The 15874-nt window shown below is 60.6% G+C and carries 14 protein-coding genes; 9 read left to right on the forward strand and 5 right to left on the reverse strand.

Annotated features, from left to right (window positions below):
• Nucleotides 1–93: 93 nt before the first annotated feature.
• On the forward strand, nt 94–942 hold the full coding sequence (locus tag AC07OG_RS06010; RefSeq protein ID WP_060539596.1) for a cache domain-containing protein: 849 nt from the start codon (nt 94–96) through the stop codon (nt 940–942).
• Nucleotides 943–1049: 107 nt separating this feature from the next.
• On the opposite strand, the gene AC07OG_RS06015 is transcribed toward AC07OG_RS06010, so the two are convergent.
• Together AC07OG_RS06015 and pobA are read right to left on the reverse strand one after the other, a co-directional pair.
• Nucleotides 1050–2567, reverse strand: coding sequence for an MDR family MFS transporter (locus AC07OG_RS06015; protein WP_495066460.1), 1518 nt, complete (start codon nt 2565–2567; stop codon nt 1050–1052).
• 78 nt (nt 2568–2645) lie between these two features.
• Nucleotides 2646–3830, reverse strand: coding sequence for a 4-hydroxybenzoate 3-monooxygenase (gene pobA / locus AC07OG_RS06020; protein ID WP_177336937.1), 1185 nt, complete (start codon nt 3828–3830; stop codon nt 2646–2648).
• Nucleotides 3831–4019: 189 nt separating this feature from the next.
• On the opposite strand from pobA, the gene AC07OG_RS06025 reads away from it, so the two are divergent.
• Nucleotides 4020–4916, forward strand: coding sequence for a helix-turn-helix domain-containing protein (locus AC07OG_RS06025; RefSeq protein WP_060539599.1), 897 nt, complete (start codon nt 4020–4022; stop codon nt 4914–4916).
• A gap of 8 nt (nt 4917–4924) precedes the next feature.
• Here AC07OG_RS06025 and AC07OG_RS06030 read toward each other — a convergent pair whose 3' ends face one another.
• Nucleotides 4925–5101 (reverse strand): hypothetical protein, encoded by a 177-nt coding sequence (locus AC07OG_RS06030; protein ID WP_177336931.1) that lies wholly within the window; start codon nt 5099–5101, stop codon nt 4925–4927.
• 99 nt (nt 5102–5200) lie between these two features.
• Nucleotides 5201–6106 carry a LysR family transcriptional regulator gene (locus AC07OG_RS06035; protein WP_495066461.1) on the reverse strand — a complete coding sequence of 302 codons (906 nt, stop codon included), beginning with the start codon at nt 6104–6106 and terminating at the stop codon, nt 5201–5203.
• Nucleotides 6107–6211: 105 nt separating this feature from the next.
• On the opposite strand from AC07OG_RS06035, the gene AC07OG_RS06040 reads away from it, so the two are divergent.
• Nucleotides 6212–7096, forward strand: coding sequence for an MBL fold metallo-hydrolase (locus tag AC07OG_RS06040; RefSeq protein WP_495066462.1), 885 nt, complete (start codon nt 6212–6214; stop codon nt 7094–7096).
• A 51-nt stretch (nt 7097–7147) separates the two neighbouring features.
• Here the strand turns inward: AC07OG_RS06040 and AC07OG_RS06045 are convergent, their stop codons facing one another.
• The gene (locus tag AC07OG_RS06045) at nt 7148–8029 is read right to left on the reverse strand and encodes a LysR substrate-binding domain-containing protein (protein ID WP_060539603.1); all 882 of its coding nucleotides are present in this window, start codon (nt 8027–8029) and stop codon (nt 7148–7150) included.
• Nucleotides 8030–8253: 224 nt separating this feature from the next.
• Here AC07OG_RS06045 and AC07OG_RS06050 point away from each other — a divergent pair, with 224 nt between their 5' ends.
• The 6 genes from AC07OG_RS06050 to AC07OG_RS06075 all read left to right on the forward strand — a co-directional run bounded on the left by AC07OG_RS06050 (nt 8254) and on the right by AC07OG_RS06075 (nt 15756).
• Complete coding sequence (locus AC07OG_RS06050; protein ID WP_495066463.1) at nt 8254–9891, forward strand: 5-guanidino-2-oxopentanoate decarboxylase; 1638 nt, start codon at nt 8254–8256, stop codon at nt 9889–9891.
• Nucleotides 9888–11336: an aldehyde dehydrogenase family protein gene (locus AC07OG_RS06055; protein WP_495066464.1), complete on the forward strand. Its 1449-nt coding sequence runs from the start codon at nt 9888–9890 to the stop codon at nt 11334–11336. The genes AC07OG_RS06050 and AC07OG_RS06055 overlap by 4 nt, the downstream gene beginning before the upstream one ends.
• A 294-nt stretch (nt 11337–11630) precedes the next feature.
• Complete coding sequence (locus AC07OG_RS06060; protein WP_060539606.1) at nt 11631–12734, forward strand: extracellular solute-binding protein; 1104 nt, start codon at nt 11631–11633, stop codon at nt 12732–12734.
• A 194-nt stretch (nt 12735–12928) separates the two neighbouring features.
• Complete coding sequence (locus AC07OG_RS06065) at nt 12929–13837, forward strand: ABC transporter permease (RefSeq protein WP_218424628.1); 909 nt, start codon at nt 12929–12931, stop codon at nt 13835–13837.
• Nucleotides 13834–14682, forward strand: coding sequence for an ABC transporter permease (locus AC07OG_RS06070; RefSeq protein WP_495066465.1), 849 nt, complete (start codon nt 13834–13836; stop codon nt 14680–14682). Before AC07OG_RS06065 ends, AC07OG_RS06070 begins: the two co-directional genes overlap by 4 nt.
• Before the next feature lie 18 nt (nt 14683–14700).
• Entirely contained in the window at nt 14701–15756 is a 1056-nt protein-coding gene (locus AC07OG_RS06075; RefSeq protein WP_495066466.1) for an ABC transporter ATP-binding protein, read from the forward strand.
• The last annotated feature ends 118 nt before the right edge of the window (nt 15757–15874 follow it).

Genomic DNA, 15874 nt, shown 5'->3' on the forward strand with positions numbered 1-15874 from the left:
CGCCGGGAATGATTGGCTGACAACACTCAATACCCATACATGCCCCATTGCCGTCTACGCTCTTGTAACACCAATGAGAACGAGGGATGGGCAATGGGGTTTGTGCATAAATTCGTCTTGCTGTGCGGCATGCTTTTAATGGGGCTGGGCCAGGCGCAGGCCGCCGCGACAGAGAAGGAAGACAGTCAGGCGGCCATCGCCTTGCTGGAAAAAGCCCTGGCCTACTATCACCAGAATGGCGACAAGGCCTTCGCGGCATTCAGCCGCCAGGGCGAGTTTGTCGACAAGGATCGTTATGTTTTCGTGGTTGACACCAAGGGCGTGATGCTCGCCAGCGGCGGACCTTCTGCAGCACTGATAGGCCGGGACGTGTCGGAAACCCTGCCCCCGGACTTGCAGAAAACCTTCAAGGACGCCCTGAAAGTGCCGGAGGGCAATGGTATCCAGCAGGGGGAATATCGCTGGCAGAACTGGTCGGACGGCAAGGTCGAACGCAAGCGCGTCTACTACCAGCGCATTGGCCAGCGCATCCTGGCCGTCGGTTATTACCTGCCACGGGCGTCCGCGGAGCAAGCCATGGCGCTGCTCAACAAAGCGGCGATCGATCTGACCAAGGACGAGAAGGGCACCCTGACGGCGATCAACTCACTCAAGGGCGGCTACCTGCAGGATGATTTGTACGTGTTTGTCGTCGACCTCAATACCCGGCGTTACGTCGCCCATGGCACTAACCTGCGGCTGATCAATACCGACTTCAGCAGCATCAAGGATCCAGAAGGCAATCCGGTGGGCGAGCCGATCCTGGCGCTGATGGCCAAACAGGACTATGGCGAATACGAGTACCGCTGGAAAAACCCGGTGACCACCAAGGTCGAGAACAAGCATGCATACCTGAAGAAGGTCGGGCATTTTCTGGTCGCAGTCGGGTATTACAGCCCTTGATAATTTTCTGTTTGTCATGACGCATTCGCGAGCAGGCCCGCTCCCACAAGGACTGCGAAAATCCTGTGGGAGCGGGCTTGCCCGCGAATAAAGGCGACGCGCTTTACCTATCGAGCCTTGTCCTCACGCCCGCGCAACAACATATTCGGCATGGCAATCGCCGCCGCCAGCCCCAGCAGCGACACCGCTGCACTGACCGTCAGCAAATGCCGGAATGTCAGCAACAACTCGGCACGCAAGGCGTCCTGGGCATCCCCCGGTGCGGCGTTCAAACCGTCCAGCAAGACGTTCCCCGAATGCCCTTCGGCGATCAGCGCGGAGCCAGCCAGGTGGGCGAAGCTCGAGTCCTGCAGCAACGCCAGCAGCAGTGCCGACATCAGCGCCACACCCACCGCGCCGCCCAGCGAGCGGAACAGATTGGTGGTGCTGGTGGCGACGCCGATATCCCGTTGCTCCACAGAGTTCTGCGTGCCCACCAGAGAAGTCGGGAACTGCATGCCACTGGCGATCCCGCTGAGCAACATGAACAGGCTGCTCAATACCAACGCCTGTGGCGGGGTGAACGCCATGCCCAGGATCGAAATCGGCATCAGCACTGCACCGGTGAGTATCATGGGTTTGTAACGACCGGTCACCGAGGTGCGGCGGCCGGCGAAATAAGCGCCTATCGGCAATCCGATGGCCAATGGCAGAAGGTGCAGGGCGGCGCTGTCGGCCCCGGCGCCGGTCACGCTCTGGAAGCGCAACGGCATCAGCACGATCAGGGATATGGTCTGGAAGCTGGTAAAAAAAATCGTGCACCAGCACAGGATCGCATTGCGATTGGCAAACAGATGCATGGGCAACAACGGTTCCCGCGCCCGCCGTTCATGGGCGACGAACAGCGCCAGCACCAGCAGCGCACAGGCGAGCAGCGAGAGTACTTGGCTGCTGCGCCATGAATGACCCTGGCCAACCTGGGTGATCCCGAGCAACAACGCTGTCAAGCCTATGACCATCAGCAGGGTGCCGAGATAATCGATGATCGGTTTGCGCTGGGGAATGGACAGCCCCACCAGTGTTCGGTTGGCTACCAGCCACGCACCCAGGCCCAGCGGCAGGTTGATCAGGAACACCCAGCGCCAGGACAGGTATTCGGTCATATAGCCGCCGAGCACCGGCCCCGCCACGCTGGCCACCGCGTACATGCTGCTGAAATAGCCCTGGTAACGACCGCGTTCCCGGGGCGGCACGATGTCGCCGATGATCGCCTGGCTCACCGAAATCATCCCGCCAGCACCGATGCCCTGGAAAATACGCGCCAGCACCAGTTGTTCCATGCTCTGGGCCATGCCGCAGAACACCGAAGCCAGGGTGAACAGAGCCATGCCGAACAACATCAGTTTGCGCCGGCCGTACAGGTCGCCCAGTTTTCCGTAGATCGGCACCGCCACGGTCATTGCCACCATATAACCGGAGATGACCCAGGCGAGCAGGTTGACGTCCTTGAACTGCGCAGAAATGGCCGGCATCGACACGGCAACGATGGTCTGGTCCAGTGCCCCGAGAAAGATCGCCAGCATCAAAGCGACCAGAATGCAGCGGATCGCCGGTTTTGGCGTTTCAGGCTGGTGGAGATTGGTCACGGGAAAACCTGCGGCAGTAATTGACCTGCAAGCCGCCAGGCGAGCAGGGAATGCTCGCCAGTGTAAGTCGATAGCAAGCTATTCGATAGTCTCGTACGGAAGGCCGACGTAATTTTCTGCAATGGTTTTTCGGCCGGCCTCGGAGCCGATGAAGTACTCAAGCTCTGACTCGACGATGCGCTGGTCAAAGGCGTCCTGATCATCGAAACGATGCAGCATCGAAGTCATCCACCAGGAAAACCGCTCGGCTTTCCATACCCTGCGCAGGCAGATTTCGGAGTACTTCTCCAACAAATCGAGGCGGTCTTCGCGATAAACCTTGAGCAGAATATTAAACAGCGTACTGACATCGCTGGCCGCCAGGTTCAAGCCCTTGGCGCCGGTGGGCGGGACGATGTGCGCCGCATCACCGACCAGGAACAGCCGCCCGTACTGCATCGGTTCGACCACGAAGCTGCGCAACGGCGCGATGCTTTTTTCGATGGACGGCCCGGTGATCAGCTTGTTTGCCAGGTCTTGGGGCAGGCGTAACTTGAGTTCGTCCCAGAAGCGTTGGTCGGACCAGTTGTCGACGTGATCGCTGGTCGGCACTTGCAGGTAGTACCGGGTGCGCGTCGCCGAACGCATGCTGCACAGGGCAAAACCGCGCTCATGGCGGGCGTAGACCAGTTCTTCGTGGACCGGCGGGGTATCGGCGAGGATTCCCAGCCAGCCGAACGGATAGACCCGCTCGAACACTTTCAGGCAGTCGGCGGGTATGGACTGGCGCGCCACGCCGTGAAAACCGTCGCAACCGGCGATGTAGTCGCAGTCGAGGCGCCAGGCCTGGCCGTCCTTCTCAAACGTGACAAAGGTTTCTGCGCTTTTCATGCCATGGGGAACGACATCGCCGGCCTGGTAAATTGTCTGCGCGCCAGCCTCCCGACGAGCGGCCATCAGGTCGCGGGTGACCTCGGTCTGGCCATAGACCATCACCGTTTTTCCACCGGTCAGGGTGTTCAGATCGATGTGTACCTGACGGCCGTCGAGGGCCAGTTCAAAACCGCCGTGGACCAACCCTTCGCGGTCCATTCGCTGGCCCACGCCGGCCTGGCGCAACAGCTCTACCATGCCCTGTTCGAGGACTCCGGCGCGGATTCGCCCGAGCACATAGTCGGGGCTCTGGCGTTCGATAATGACGTTGTCGATACCCGCGTTGTGCAGCAACTGGCCGAGCAGCAAGCCTGATGGGCCGGCACCAATGATGGCAACCTGGGTTTTCAGCGTTTTCATTGTTTTTATGACTCGCAAGCTTCACGCGACCAGGGCCGGTGAATGATTTTTATGGATCGAACGCTTGCATTTTTCCCTTGCGGGTCTGTCAATTGAAGGTGAAAACTGAGCGGATACCTGTACATTCTGCCAATCAGTGCGATTATCGCCCGCCATTTACTCGAGGCCTGGATTGACGTCATGAACAAGCCTGACCTGCCTTCGATTCCCGTGTTCAAGCTCTACGGTGAAAGCCTGGATTGGCCAACCCCGGACTTGCTGCACTGCGAAACCATTTCCAAACGCAGCCGCGAACATCATTGGCAAATCAAACCCCATCGCCATGCCGATTTATGCCAGTTGCTCTTCGTATTCAAAGGTCAGGCAGAACTTGAAATCGAAGGCAAACGATCGCAACTGACAGAACCGGCCATCCAGATCCTGCCACCGCTTTCGGTGCATGGCTTTCGTTTTTCCGAGGACGTGGAAGGGTTCGTGGTAACCCTGGCGACGCCACTGATCACCCATTTGCAAGGGCAGCTGGGGCAATCGGTGAATGCCCTGGCCCAGGCCGAAAGCTACCCGGCGGGCGAGAATGGCGAATACCTCAACAGCCTGTTCAGCGCATTGCACACTGAATACACCAGCCATGAGCCGGCGCGGGAAATGCTCATGCATTCGCTGGTCAGCGTGATCATGGTGTGGGTCAGTCGTCAGGTGATCCAGCGACGTACCGCACTTGCGCGACCACAGCGTGCGCGGGAATACCTCAACGGGTTTATTCAACTGGTGGAAGAGACCTATCGCCAACACGTCAAGGTCGAAGACCTGGCCCACCGCCTGGGGATTTCAGTGTCGCATCTCAATGGCACCTGCCGCGAGCTGGCGGGGCAACCGGCATTGCAGATCATGCACGAGCGTCAACTGCTGGAGGCCAAGCGCTTGCTGACCTATACCAGCATGACCATTTATGAAATGTCCGACGTGTTGGGATTTTCGGATCCGACCAATTTCACGCGGCTGTTCCGCCGTCGAGTGGGCATTTCGCCCAAGGCGTTCCGCGACCGCTTGAAGGCCGAACAGGACAAGGACAGCTGACTCCCGTCCTACCGCAGGGCGTTGAGCGTCGCGTTGTGGGGAACGCAGCGCTCGAAGTAACAGCTCGAGTATTCACGGGGCAGGTCGCGCAGTTGTTCCACGCGCCAGGCGGCAGCGCCATACAACCCGAGCGTGAACGCGCAGGTGATGAGAATCGCAAGGTATCTTCTTGTTTTGATGTTCATGGCGTTGACCTCTGAACGAATACCCTCGGGTATTACTTTGAGCATAGGTCAGGGTCGGTGAGTTGTGTAGGAGTTGCCGCAGGCTGCGATCTTTTGATTTTAAAACCCGGCATCCCACTCCGGTTCTTGCGCAAATCTCACCACCAGAAAATCCACCAAGCTGCGCAGCGCCGCTGGCATGTGCTTGCGTGAGGCGTACACCGCGTACACGTTCAACTGCCGGGGCTCGACGGCAGGCAGCAAGCGAATCAGCTCGCCGCTGTGGATATGCACCCCGGCCTGATACGTGGGCAGCATTGCCACCCCGGCCCCGGCCAGGGTGGCGCGTAACAGGGTACTGGCTTCGTTGGCGCTGATGTTGCCTTGCACCGGCACAGATACCTGCTCGCCGTCCTGCTCGAAATGCCAAAGGCTTTTGCCGAAGTAGGAATGGGTCAGGCAGTTATGCAGGCTCAGGTCCTCGACCCGTTGTGGCGCCGGATGTTCGCGCAGGTAGGCGGGAGTGGCACAGACCACCGAGCGACAGACCGTCAGCCGGCGAGCGATCAGGTTTGGGTCCAGGTCGTTGCTGGTGCGAATTGCCAGGTCGATACGTTCATCCACCAGGTTCACCGTGCGGTCGAGCATCTGCATGTCGATGCTGACGCCGGGGTAACGCTTGACGTACGCAGCCATGGCATCGGCCAGTTGCGCCTGGCCGAACGACGTGCTGACGCTGATTCGCAGCAGGCCGCGCGGAGCGTCATCCGGTTCGCTGACGGCGGCTTGCATGTCGCTGGATAAATCGAGCATCTGCCGACAGCGCGGCAGTATTTCGCTGCCGGCAGCGGTCAGGCTTAATTTGCGCGTGGTGCGATGCATCAGACGCGCGCCGATCCAGTCTTCCAGTTCGGCCAGGTACCGCGACACCACCGGCCGTGACAGCTCCAGATGATCGGCGGCAGCGGACTGGCTACCAAGATCGACCACCGTGACGAACACCCGCATTGCTTGTAGACGATCCATGATTTGCCCGATTTTAGAAACAAACTATGTCAAAGGATCGCATTTTTTGTACTGAAGTACGCAATTAAGCTCTGTTGCATTGCCATTCGGACAACGGAGCAACAGATGATCGGATTCACCACTCTCAAACGCGTTTTACTGGCCAGCGCCGCACTTGGCTTCGGTGCCCATGCCGCAGCGTCGACATTGACCCTGGACGTCTACAATCCCGGCGAACAAGCGATCTTCCCGGTGACCTCTGTACTGGTCAGCGGCGACAAAGAGGCGATTCTGATCGATGCGCAATTCGGCAAATCCCAAGCTGAAAAAGTGGTGGAAAAAATCCGCGCCAGCGGCAAGCTACTGTCCACTATCTACATCAGCCACGGCGATCCGGACTACTACTTTGGCCTCGATACCCTGACCGCCGCATTCCCCAAGGCCAGGGTGCTGGCCTCGCAACCGACCGTCGAGCACATCAAGCACACAGTCGAGGGCAAACTGGCGTTCTGGGGCCCGAAGATGGGCGCGGACGTACCGGCCAAAACCATCGTGCCGGATGTGCTCGAGGGCGACAGCCTGATTCTCGAAGGGCAGAAGCTGCAGGTAGTCGGTCTTGACGGCCCGCAGCCGGATCGCAGCTTCGTGTGGATTCCGTCGATCAAGGCCGTGGTGGGTGGTGTTGTGGTGGCGCAAAACATCCACGTCTGGATGGCCGACACCCAAACTGCGCAGTCCCATGCCGATTGGCTGACTACGCTGCATTCGATCGAAACCCTGAAACCGAAAACCGTGGTGCCGGGTCATTACCTGGGTGAGAGCGCGCGCTCACTGGCGGCAGTGCAGTTCACCGCCGACTACATCAAGGCGTTCGACGAGGAAACTGCCAAGGCGAAAGACTCTGCCGCGCTGATCGGCGCCATGAAAAAACGCTACCCGAGCCTCGCTGAAGAAAGTTCTCTGGAGCTGAGCGCCAAAGTCGCCAAAGGTGAGATGAAGTGGGGCGAATGACCGAGGCTTGAGATGATCGTTCCCACGCCCGTGAGAACGATCAGGGCTGCTTCAACGCGCCTGCGCCTGCGCCACCAGCCACCCCATCAGTTCACGCAATTTCGGCGAAGGTGCGGGTTTGTCGGGGAACACGATGTAGTACGCCAAACCGGTTTTCACCTTCAGCTCAAAGGGCATGACCAGCCGCCCGGCATTCAGGTCATCGCCGATCAACGACCAGTCGCCAATCGCCACACCCGTCCCCTGGGACGCCATCGACATCGCCAGGTCCAGTGTTTCGAAATGCTGGCCCTTGCTGACATTGGTCAAATGCACATCTGCTGCCTTCAACCAGGCCTTCCAGTCCCGTTCGTCGCGGGTCGGGTGCAACAACAGGTGCTGTTGCAAATCGGTCGGTGCCTGCAACGCCAAGGGACCTTCGAGCATGGGACGGGAACAGACCGGCGTCAGTTGTTCGTCGAACAGGTGACAAGACGCCAGTGCATCGTCTGGCGGTGCGCCGTACATCACCGCCGCATCAAACTGCTCGCGATGAAAATCCACCCCGTGCTTGACCGTGGTGGTCAGTTCCACCGGCACATCCGGGCGCTCTTTCTGCCATTGCAGCAAGCGAGGTAGCAACCAGCGCATGACACAGGTCGGCGCCTTGAGTTGCAGGGTTTCGCGAGTCTCGCCGATCTGCTCCACGGCCTCGTCGATCAAACCGAAAATCTGCTGCACCCGTGGCAGCCATTCCCGTCCCTCGGTCGTCAGTTCAAGGCCCCTGGCCTGGCGGATGAACAGCTCATAGCCCAGATGATCTTCCAGCCCGGCGATCTGTCGGCTCACCGCACCTTGGGTGATGTGCAGTTGTTCAGCGGCCCGGGTGAAGTTGCAGCACTGCGCGGTAATCAGAAAAGTGTGCAGCGCCGGCAGGGGAGGCAGTCGTTTCATGGGTATCCAAGGTATGACGTGAGGACATGGCTAGTATGACTTTTTATCCATTGTTGCGCCTACGTGTCGCCCGTTCCAATGAGGCCATCCCCGGGTCATGTGGGAGCGGGCTTGCTCGCGAAGAGGGAGTGTCAATCGACATCAATGTTGTATGACACAACGCTTTCGCGAGCAAGCCCGCTCCCACAGCCCGGCGTCTCAAACGAACAAGAAGGGCAATTCACATGGCGACGTGCGGCGAAGTATTGGTCAAGTTACTCGAAAACTACGGGGTCGAGCAGGTGTTCGGCATTCCCGGGGTTCACACCGTGGAGCTGTATCGCGGGCTGGCTCGTTCGAGTATCAACCACGTGACTCCGCGCCATGAGCAGGGTGCCGGTTTCATGGCCGATGGCTATGCTCGCACCAGCGGCAAACCGGGTGTCTGCTTCATCATCACCGGCCCAGGCATGACCAACATCACCACGGCGATGGGGCAGGCTTACGCCGATTCGATTCCGATGCTGGTGATCTCCAGTGTGCAATCGCGCAGCCAGCTGGGCGGTGGTCGCGGCAAGCTGCATGAGCTGCCGAACCAGGGCGCACTGGTCGCCGGTGTCGCCGCATTTTCCCATACCCTGATGTCGGCCTCGGAGTTGCCGGGTGTGCTGGCCCGAGCCTTTGCGCTGTTCCAGGCCGGTCGTCCGCGCCCGGTGCACATCGAAATTCCATTGGACGCGCTGGTCGAAGAGGCCGACGACCTGCTGGCCAGCATCCCGGTCAACATCGACAGTGCCGGTGCTTCGCCGAGCGCTGTTTCGCGCATGACTCAATTGCTGGCTGGTGCCAAGCGTCCGCTGATTCTCGCCGGTGGCGGTGCGATCAATGCGGCCGCCGAACTGACCGAATTGGCCGAACTGCTGGACGCACCGGTGGCGCTGACCATCAATGCCAAAGGCATGCTTGAATCCGCTCACCCGTTGCTGATCGGTTCGACCCAGAGCCTGGTCGCTACCCGCGCGCTGGTCGCCGAGGCCGATGTTGTTTTGGCCATCGGCACCGAACTGGCCGAGACCGACTACGACGTGACCTTCGCCGGTGGTTTCGAGATTCCTGGCCAACTGCTGCGGGTAGATATCGACCCGGACCAGACCGTGCGCAACTATCCGCCGCACGTGGCGCTGGTGTCCGACTCACGCAACGCCGCCCGCGCCTTGCTCAGCGCCTTGTCGCACAAATCCCTGGCCGAGCGCCGCAACGATTGGGGGCAGGTGCGTGCCGCGCGATTGCGAGAGGAGCTGGCGGGCACATGGGATGCACCAACCCTGGCCCAGACCCGTTTCCTCGAAACCGTCCTGCATGAACTGCCGGATGCAGTATTCGTCGGCGATTCGACGCAACCTGTGTACACCGGCAACCTGACCTTCAACCCGGAGCGCCCGCGCCGCTGGTTCAACTCCTCCACCGGCTACGGCACCCTCGGGTATGCCTTGCCGGCGGCCATCGGCGCCTGGCTCGGCGGCAGTGCCCGCAACGGCGCCCGTCCACCAGTGGTATGCCTGATCGGCGACGGCGGCCTGCAATTCACCCTGCCGGAACTGGCCAGTGCCGTTGAAGCGCGCACCCCGGTGATCGTGCTGCTGTGGAATAACCAGGGCTACGAAGAGATCAAGAAGTACATGGTCAACCGTGCCATTGAACCGGTAGGTGTCGACATCTATACCCCGGACTTCATCGCTGTGGCCAAGGGCCTGGGCTGCGCTGCCGAGGCCGTCGACGGTGTCGAGCAACTGCGCGCTGCCTTGCGTGTGGCCGCCGATCGGCAGGGTCCGACCCTGATTGAAATCGATCAGGCCCAGTGGATGCAGGCGGTATCGAAATGAGTTTTCCAACCACTCTGGACGGTCTGTATATCGACGGCCAATGGTCGGCCGGCAACGAACATCTGCGCGTGATCAACCCGGCGACCGAAGCCCTGCTGACCACCGTCAACGGCGGCGATGAGCGCGCCGTCGATCAGGCCGTGAGCGCGGCGAGCAGCGCTTTCGCCGCCTGGTCGAAAACCAGCGGGGCCGAGCGTGGCGCGATCCTGCGCAAAGTCGCTGCGGGCGTGCAGGCCGGTCGTGAACAGCTGATGCATTTGCAGTCGAGCAACAACGGCAAACCGCTGTTCGAGGCGGCGATCGATGTCGACGATGTGATCGCCACGTTCGAGTACTACGCCACTCTCGCCGAAGGGCTGGATGCACAACAGGACAGTGCCGTAGAACTGCCGAGCGACGATTTCAGCGCGCGCCTGCGCCGCGAGCCGTGCGGTGTGGTCGGCCTGATCGTGCCGTGGAACTTCCCGATGGTCACCACCGCGTGGAAACTCGCCCCGGCCCTGGCCGCCGGCTGTTGCGTGGTGCTCAAACCTTCGGAAGTGACGCCGCTGCCGGAGTTGGAGCTGGCGGCGATCATCGCCGAGGCCGGGTTGCCCAAAGGCGTGTTCAACCTGGTCTGCGGCACTGGCCTGGCGGTCGGTGCACCGCTGTCGGCGGACCCGCGCATCGCCAAGGTGTCGTTCACCGGCAGTAACGCAGTCGGCGTGCAGGTCATGCAGCGGGCGGCGGAAACCGTCAAGGGTGTGAGCCTGGAGCTGGGCGGCAAGTCTTCGCTGCTGGTGCTGGCCGATGCCGATATTGATTTGGCGGTGGAGACCGCGTGCGGGGGTGGTTTCTTCAACGCCGGGCAGATGTGTTCGGCCACCAGTCGCGTGCTGGTTGCCGATGAGTTGTTCGATGATTTCATCGCTCGCTTGAGGACTCGCGCCGAAGCGATTCGCGTGGCGGCCCCGTTCGATCCGGATGTGGAAATGGGGGCGCTGGTCAATCAGGCGCAATACCAGCGTGTGCTCGGTCACATCGATCGTGGCCTGAGTGCTGGCGCCAAACTGGTTTGCGGCGGTAATCGTCCGGCCGATCTGCCGCGCGGATATTTTTTGCAGCCGACGGTATTCACGGATGTGCCTCTGGACAGCGCGCTGTGGTGTGAAGAGATTTTCGGCCCGGTGATTTGCGTGCGCAGTTTTGCCAGCGAGGCCGAGGCGATTGTTCTGGCCAACGACAGCCAGTTCGGTCTGGTCGCCAGCGTGGTCACACGCAATGCCGAAGCGGCGGATCGCGTCGCCAACGCTTTGCAGGCAGGGCTGGTATGGATCAACGCACCGCAAGTGATCTTCCCGCAGACCGCCTGGGGCGGCTACAAGCAGAGCAGCATCGGCCGTGAATTGGGGCCATGGGGCTTGCAGGCTTTCCAGGAAATCAAACACGTGATCCGCGCTGTTTGACACCCCCTTTGTAGGAGCGAGCATGCTCGCGATGGACGTCAACGATAACGTGGGGTCCTTGAATGAACGCGGTGCCCTTGCGCCCATCGCGAGCATGCTCGCTCCTACAGGAAGCCATGCGTAGGCGTCATGGCTTCAATGAGTTTTTATCGATAGTCAGGTGTTTTGCACGACCTCAGGATGAAGCCGTCGAGTCAGCTCAAACCCGTAGATTCGGGGGTTGAAGCTGATATGGCGGCACAGACGCAATGATTGCGACCAACCTCATACCTACAAAAACAAAGGGAGTCCGTAATGGGCGAGCACGATCTGAACAGACGTCAATTCATCAAGACCGTGGGCGTTGCCTCGGTTGCCGCGGCCGCCATGAGCCTGCCGTTCGTCAAGGCCAACGCCAGCGACACCCGCTTTCAAGGCAAGACCTTGCGCCTGCTGACCTGGTCCGATGACACCGGCCTGGCTGCGCTGCGCAACATCGCCGCGACCTTCGAAGACAAGTACGGCTGCAAGGTTATCGCTGACCGCACCGGCAGTACCTCGGAAATGGTCGCCAAGCTCAAGGCCGCAGGTGACCGTCCGCAGTACGACATCATCACCCTGGCGGGCGTTGGTGCCGAAGGTCTGGCCGCCGCCGATCTGCTGGAAAAACCTGACCTCAACCGCATTCCCAACCTGGTCGACGTACCGGAGAAATACCGTACCGGCGCCAACGGCCACGGCATCGGTTACCTGCTGTGGTGCAACAGCCTGGTCTACAGCACCCGCACCCAGAAAGAAGCCCCGACCAGCTACGCCTCGCTGTGGGACGCTGACGCGGCGCCAAACATTTTCCTGCCGCCGCCGAACTGGACCGAGGCCATGGACCTGATCATCATCGCCGCCAAACTGGCCGGTGGTGACGAGCACAACATCGAACCCGGCTTCAAGAAACTCGCCGAGCTCAAGGACCGCGTGGTAACCCTGGGCGAGAACCCGAACCAGATCGCCGAGCTGTTCCGCACCGGCTCGCTGGACATGGGCGGTCTGTACGCCCCAGCGTTCTTCCCGAAACAGATCCGCGACCCGAATTACGGCCTGGGTGCCACGTTCGGCATGAAGGAAGGTTTCTATACCGACCTGATGCTGTCGGTGATGCCGAAGAATCGTCCGGGCGACACCGACATGGCCTATGCCTTCATCAACCACTCCCTGGATCCGCTGGTACAGGGCAAGATGGCTGAAGACATCTACAACGGTCCGGTCAACGCCAAGGCGATCATCTCCGCCGAAGCGCGCAAGAGCCCGTACATCCTCACGCCGGAGCAGATTGCCGAGAAGGCGATCATGCACGACAACGCCTTCCTGGCCAGTGTGCATGACCAATGGATTCGTCGTTACACGGAAATCTTTTCTTCCTGATCGCGTGACGAACACCGGCTCTTTGGAACACCACAAATCCAATGTGGGAGCGGGCTTGCTCGCGAATGCGTCAGCACATTCAAACATCCATGTGACTGACACACCGCTTTCGCGAGCAAGCCCGCTCCCACAGGGTTTACGGTGGTTTTGAAGGATGTGTTCTTCAGCTGCTTTCCATTGACGAGACCTTTGCTATGGAACACCAACCTTTGACCCATTCGGTCAGCGCCGCTGAGTCGCGCCCGAATCGGGGTGTTTCGCCGACGGCGCGCGCCTGGTTTTTTCTCTCGCCGTCGATGCTGTTTCTGGGTGTGCTGATTGCCGCCAGCCTCTTGGTGCTGCGCATGAGCGTGGGCACCAAGGGCGCGGAATGGTCCGGGTTCAGCCTGGCCAGTTACGCCCAGTTGCTCGAACCCTACTACCTCAAATCCCTGATGCTGACTCTGCGCCTGGCGCTGATCAGCGCAGTGATCGCGGTGGTGCTGGCGATCCCGGTGGCCTACACCATGTCTCGGCTGACCTCGCCCTTTGTGCGGCGGATCTTCCTCGCGGCGGTGCTGTTGCCATTGCTGGTCAACCTGCTGCTGCAAAGCTACGGCTGGCTGGTGATTCTCGGCCCCGGCGGGATGCTCAATCAGGCTCTGATGGGGCTGGGCCTGATCAAGCGCCCGATCATGCTGCTCTACAATCAGAACGGCGTGCTGATGGGCCTGGTGCAAACCGCTTTCCCGCTGGCCGTGCTGCCGATTGCCAGCGCCATGCGCGGCGTCGCCCGCAGCTACGAAGAAGCCGCTGCTACCTTGGGTGCAAGTCGCCTCCAAGTGTTCCGCCAGGTGGTGTTGCCGATGAGTCTGCCGGGGATCATCACCGGCGCGACCCTGGTGTTCGCCTACAACGCCAGCAGCTTCGTGGTGCCTCTGCTGCTCGGTGGCCGGCGAGTGCCGATGCTGGCGGTGATGGTGCATGACCAGATCGCCCCGCTGATGAACTGGCCAGCCGCATCCGCCGCCGGTGTGGTGTTGATCGTCACGACGCTTGCGATCATGACCTTGTCCGAGTTCATCACCGGCCGTCGCCGTCGCATGCTGGAGGCTTCGCAATGAGTACGCTGATCAAGAAACGCCAGTCGCTGTTGCCAGGGGACACCGGCAAGTTCGCTGGCATTCTCTCGGGCTTCATCCTGCTGCTGGCGGTGCTGCCGATCCTGACCATGATCGTCATGTCGTTCAGCGGCGCGTCGAACCTCGATTTCCCGCCGAGCAGCTACAGCCTGCAATGGTACAAGGCGGCCTGGCACACCTTCGTCTCGCCGGATGCCAGCGACGTGCTGAGCCTGGGCAAAGCCATGACCACCAGCTTGATGGTGGCGTGCCTGACGATGGTCTTCGCGACGATCATCGCGGTGCCGGCGGCTTACGCGCTGACCCGTTGCGAGTTCCGCGGCAAGGCCGTGGCCCTGCAGCTGATGTCGTTGCCGCTGGTGTTCCCCATGGTAGTGCTGGGCCTGGCATTGCTGCTGGTGTTCGACAGCCTGCCGTTCCAGATGACGACGTCGCGCCTGGTGATTGCCCACGTGATCCTGGCGTTGCCGTTCGTGGTGAAAAACTGCACGGCGGCCATGCTCTCGATCGGCAGCGAAGTCGAAGAGGCCGCGCAAATGCTCGGTGCTTCGCCGCTGCGGGCGATTGTCGACGTGGTGGTGCCATTGATGAAGTCGGGGATTCTGGCGGGCATGCTGCTGGCGTTCATCGTCTCGTTCAATGAATTCACCGTGACCTATTTCCTCTACACCATCGACGTGATGACCGTGCCGATCTGGATGTACAGCCGCACCGTGTCTTCGCTCGACCCCACCGTATTTTCGTTTGCCGTGCTGATCGTGTTGATCGACTTTGTCCTGATTTGGGCACTCGAGAAGCTGGTCGGTGAAGGTGGCGTTTCGTTCTGATTTCTTGAGGTGATTCTTATGTCTGGTCTGATTCTGGAAAACGTCGAGAAACATTACGGCTCGGCCTGCGCGGTAACCGATGTGAACCTGCATTTGCCCGAGGGCAAGCTGGTGTGTTTCCTCGGCCCTTCGGGCTGCGGCAAGACCACCTTGCTGCGCATGATCGCCGGGCTTGAAACCCTGACTGGTGGTGAGATTCGCCTGGACGGCGAGGACATCGGCAACACGCCGGCGCACCTGCGTAATTTCGGCATGGTGTTTCAATCCCTGGCGCTGTTCCCGCACATGACCGTGGGGGAGAACATTGCCTATCCGCTGAAACTGCGTGGCGTCAGCAAGGCTGAGCAACAGGCGCGGGTGGTGGAGTTGCTGGAGTTGATCCAGTTGCAACAGATGATTGATCGCCCGGTGGCCAAGCTGTCCGGCGGTCAACGCCAGCGTGTGGCAATTGCCCGGGCGATCGCCAACCACCCGAAAATCCTCCTGCTCGACGAACCGCTGTCGGCGCTGGACGCCAAGCTGCGCGAGTCGATGCAGGTGGAAATCCGCCAGCTGCAACAGCGCCTGAACATCACCACCATCATGGTCACCCACGACCAGCGCGAGGCCATGACCATGGCCGATATCGTCGTCGTACTGGGTGAGCACCGGGTTCAGCAGGTGGGTACTCCGATAGAAATCTACCGCCACCCGGCCAACGAGTTCGTCGCCGACTTCATTGGCTCGGGCAACATCTTTCCGGCCACGGCGCTGGGCAATGGCAGGGTCAGCCTGCCGGGCGGCGATGCGTTGCAAGTGCCGATCTGCAGCAGCATCCTGGTGGGCGAAAAAGTGAAGATGCTGATCCGCCCCGAAGACTTGCAACTGTCGGCGCCTCAGGCAACAGCCGGCAACCGCTTGTTGGGTAAGGTGACGTTCGTGCGCGATATCGGCGCAACCATCGAGACCACGGTGGAGTGTTCCGGGGTGTCGTTTACGGCGTTGAGCACGCCGTGTCAGGGGATTGGTTTGAGCATCGGGCATCCGGTGTCGGTGACTTTGCCGGTGGAGGCATGTCGGGTGCTAGGCGCCTGAATTGAGTTGGCAGTCAGATCCACCCCTCACCCTAACCCTCTCCCGGGGGAGAGGGGACTGACCGTGGGTTTCTCCAGGAATACGGCGACCTGAACCTGTTGTGCCGAATCCCAAATCG

The sequence above is a fragment of the Pseudomonas sp. GW821-FHT09H03 genome (assembly GCF_059415945.1).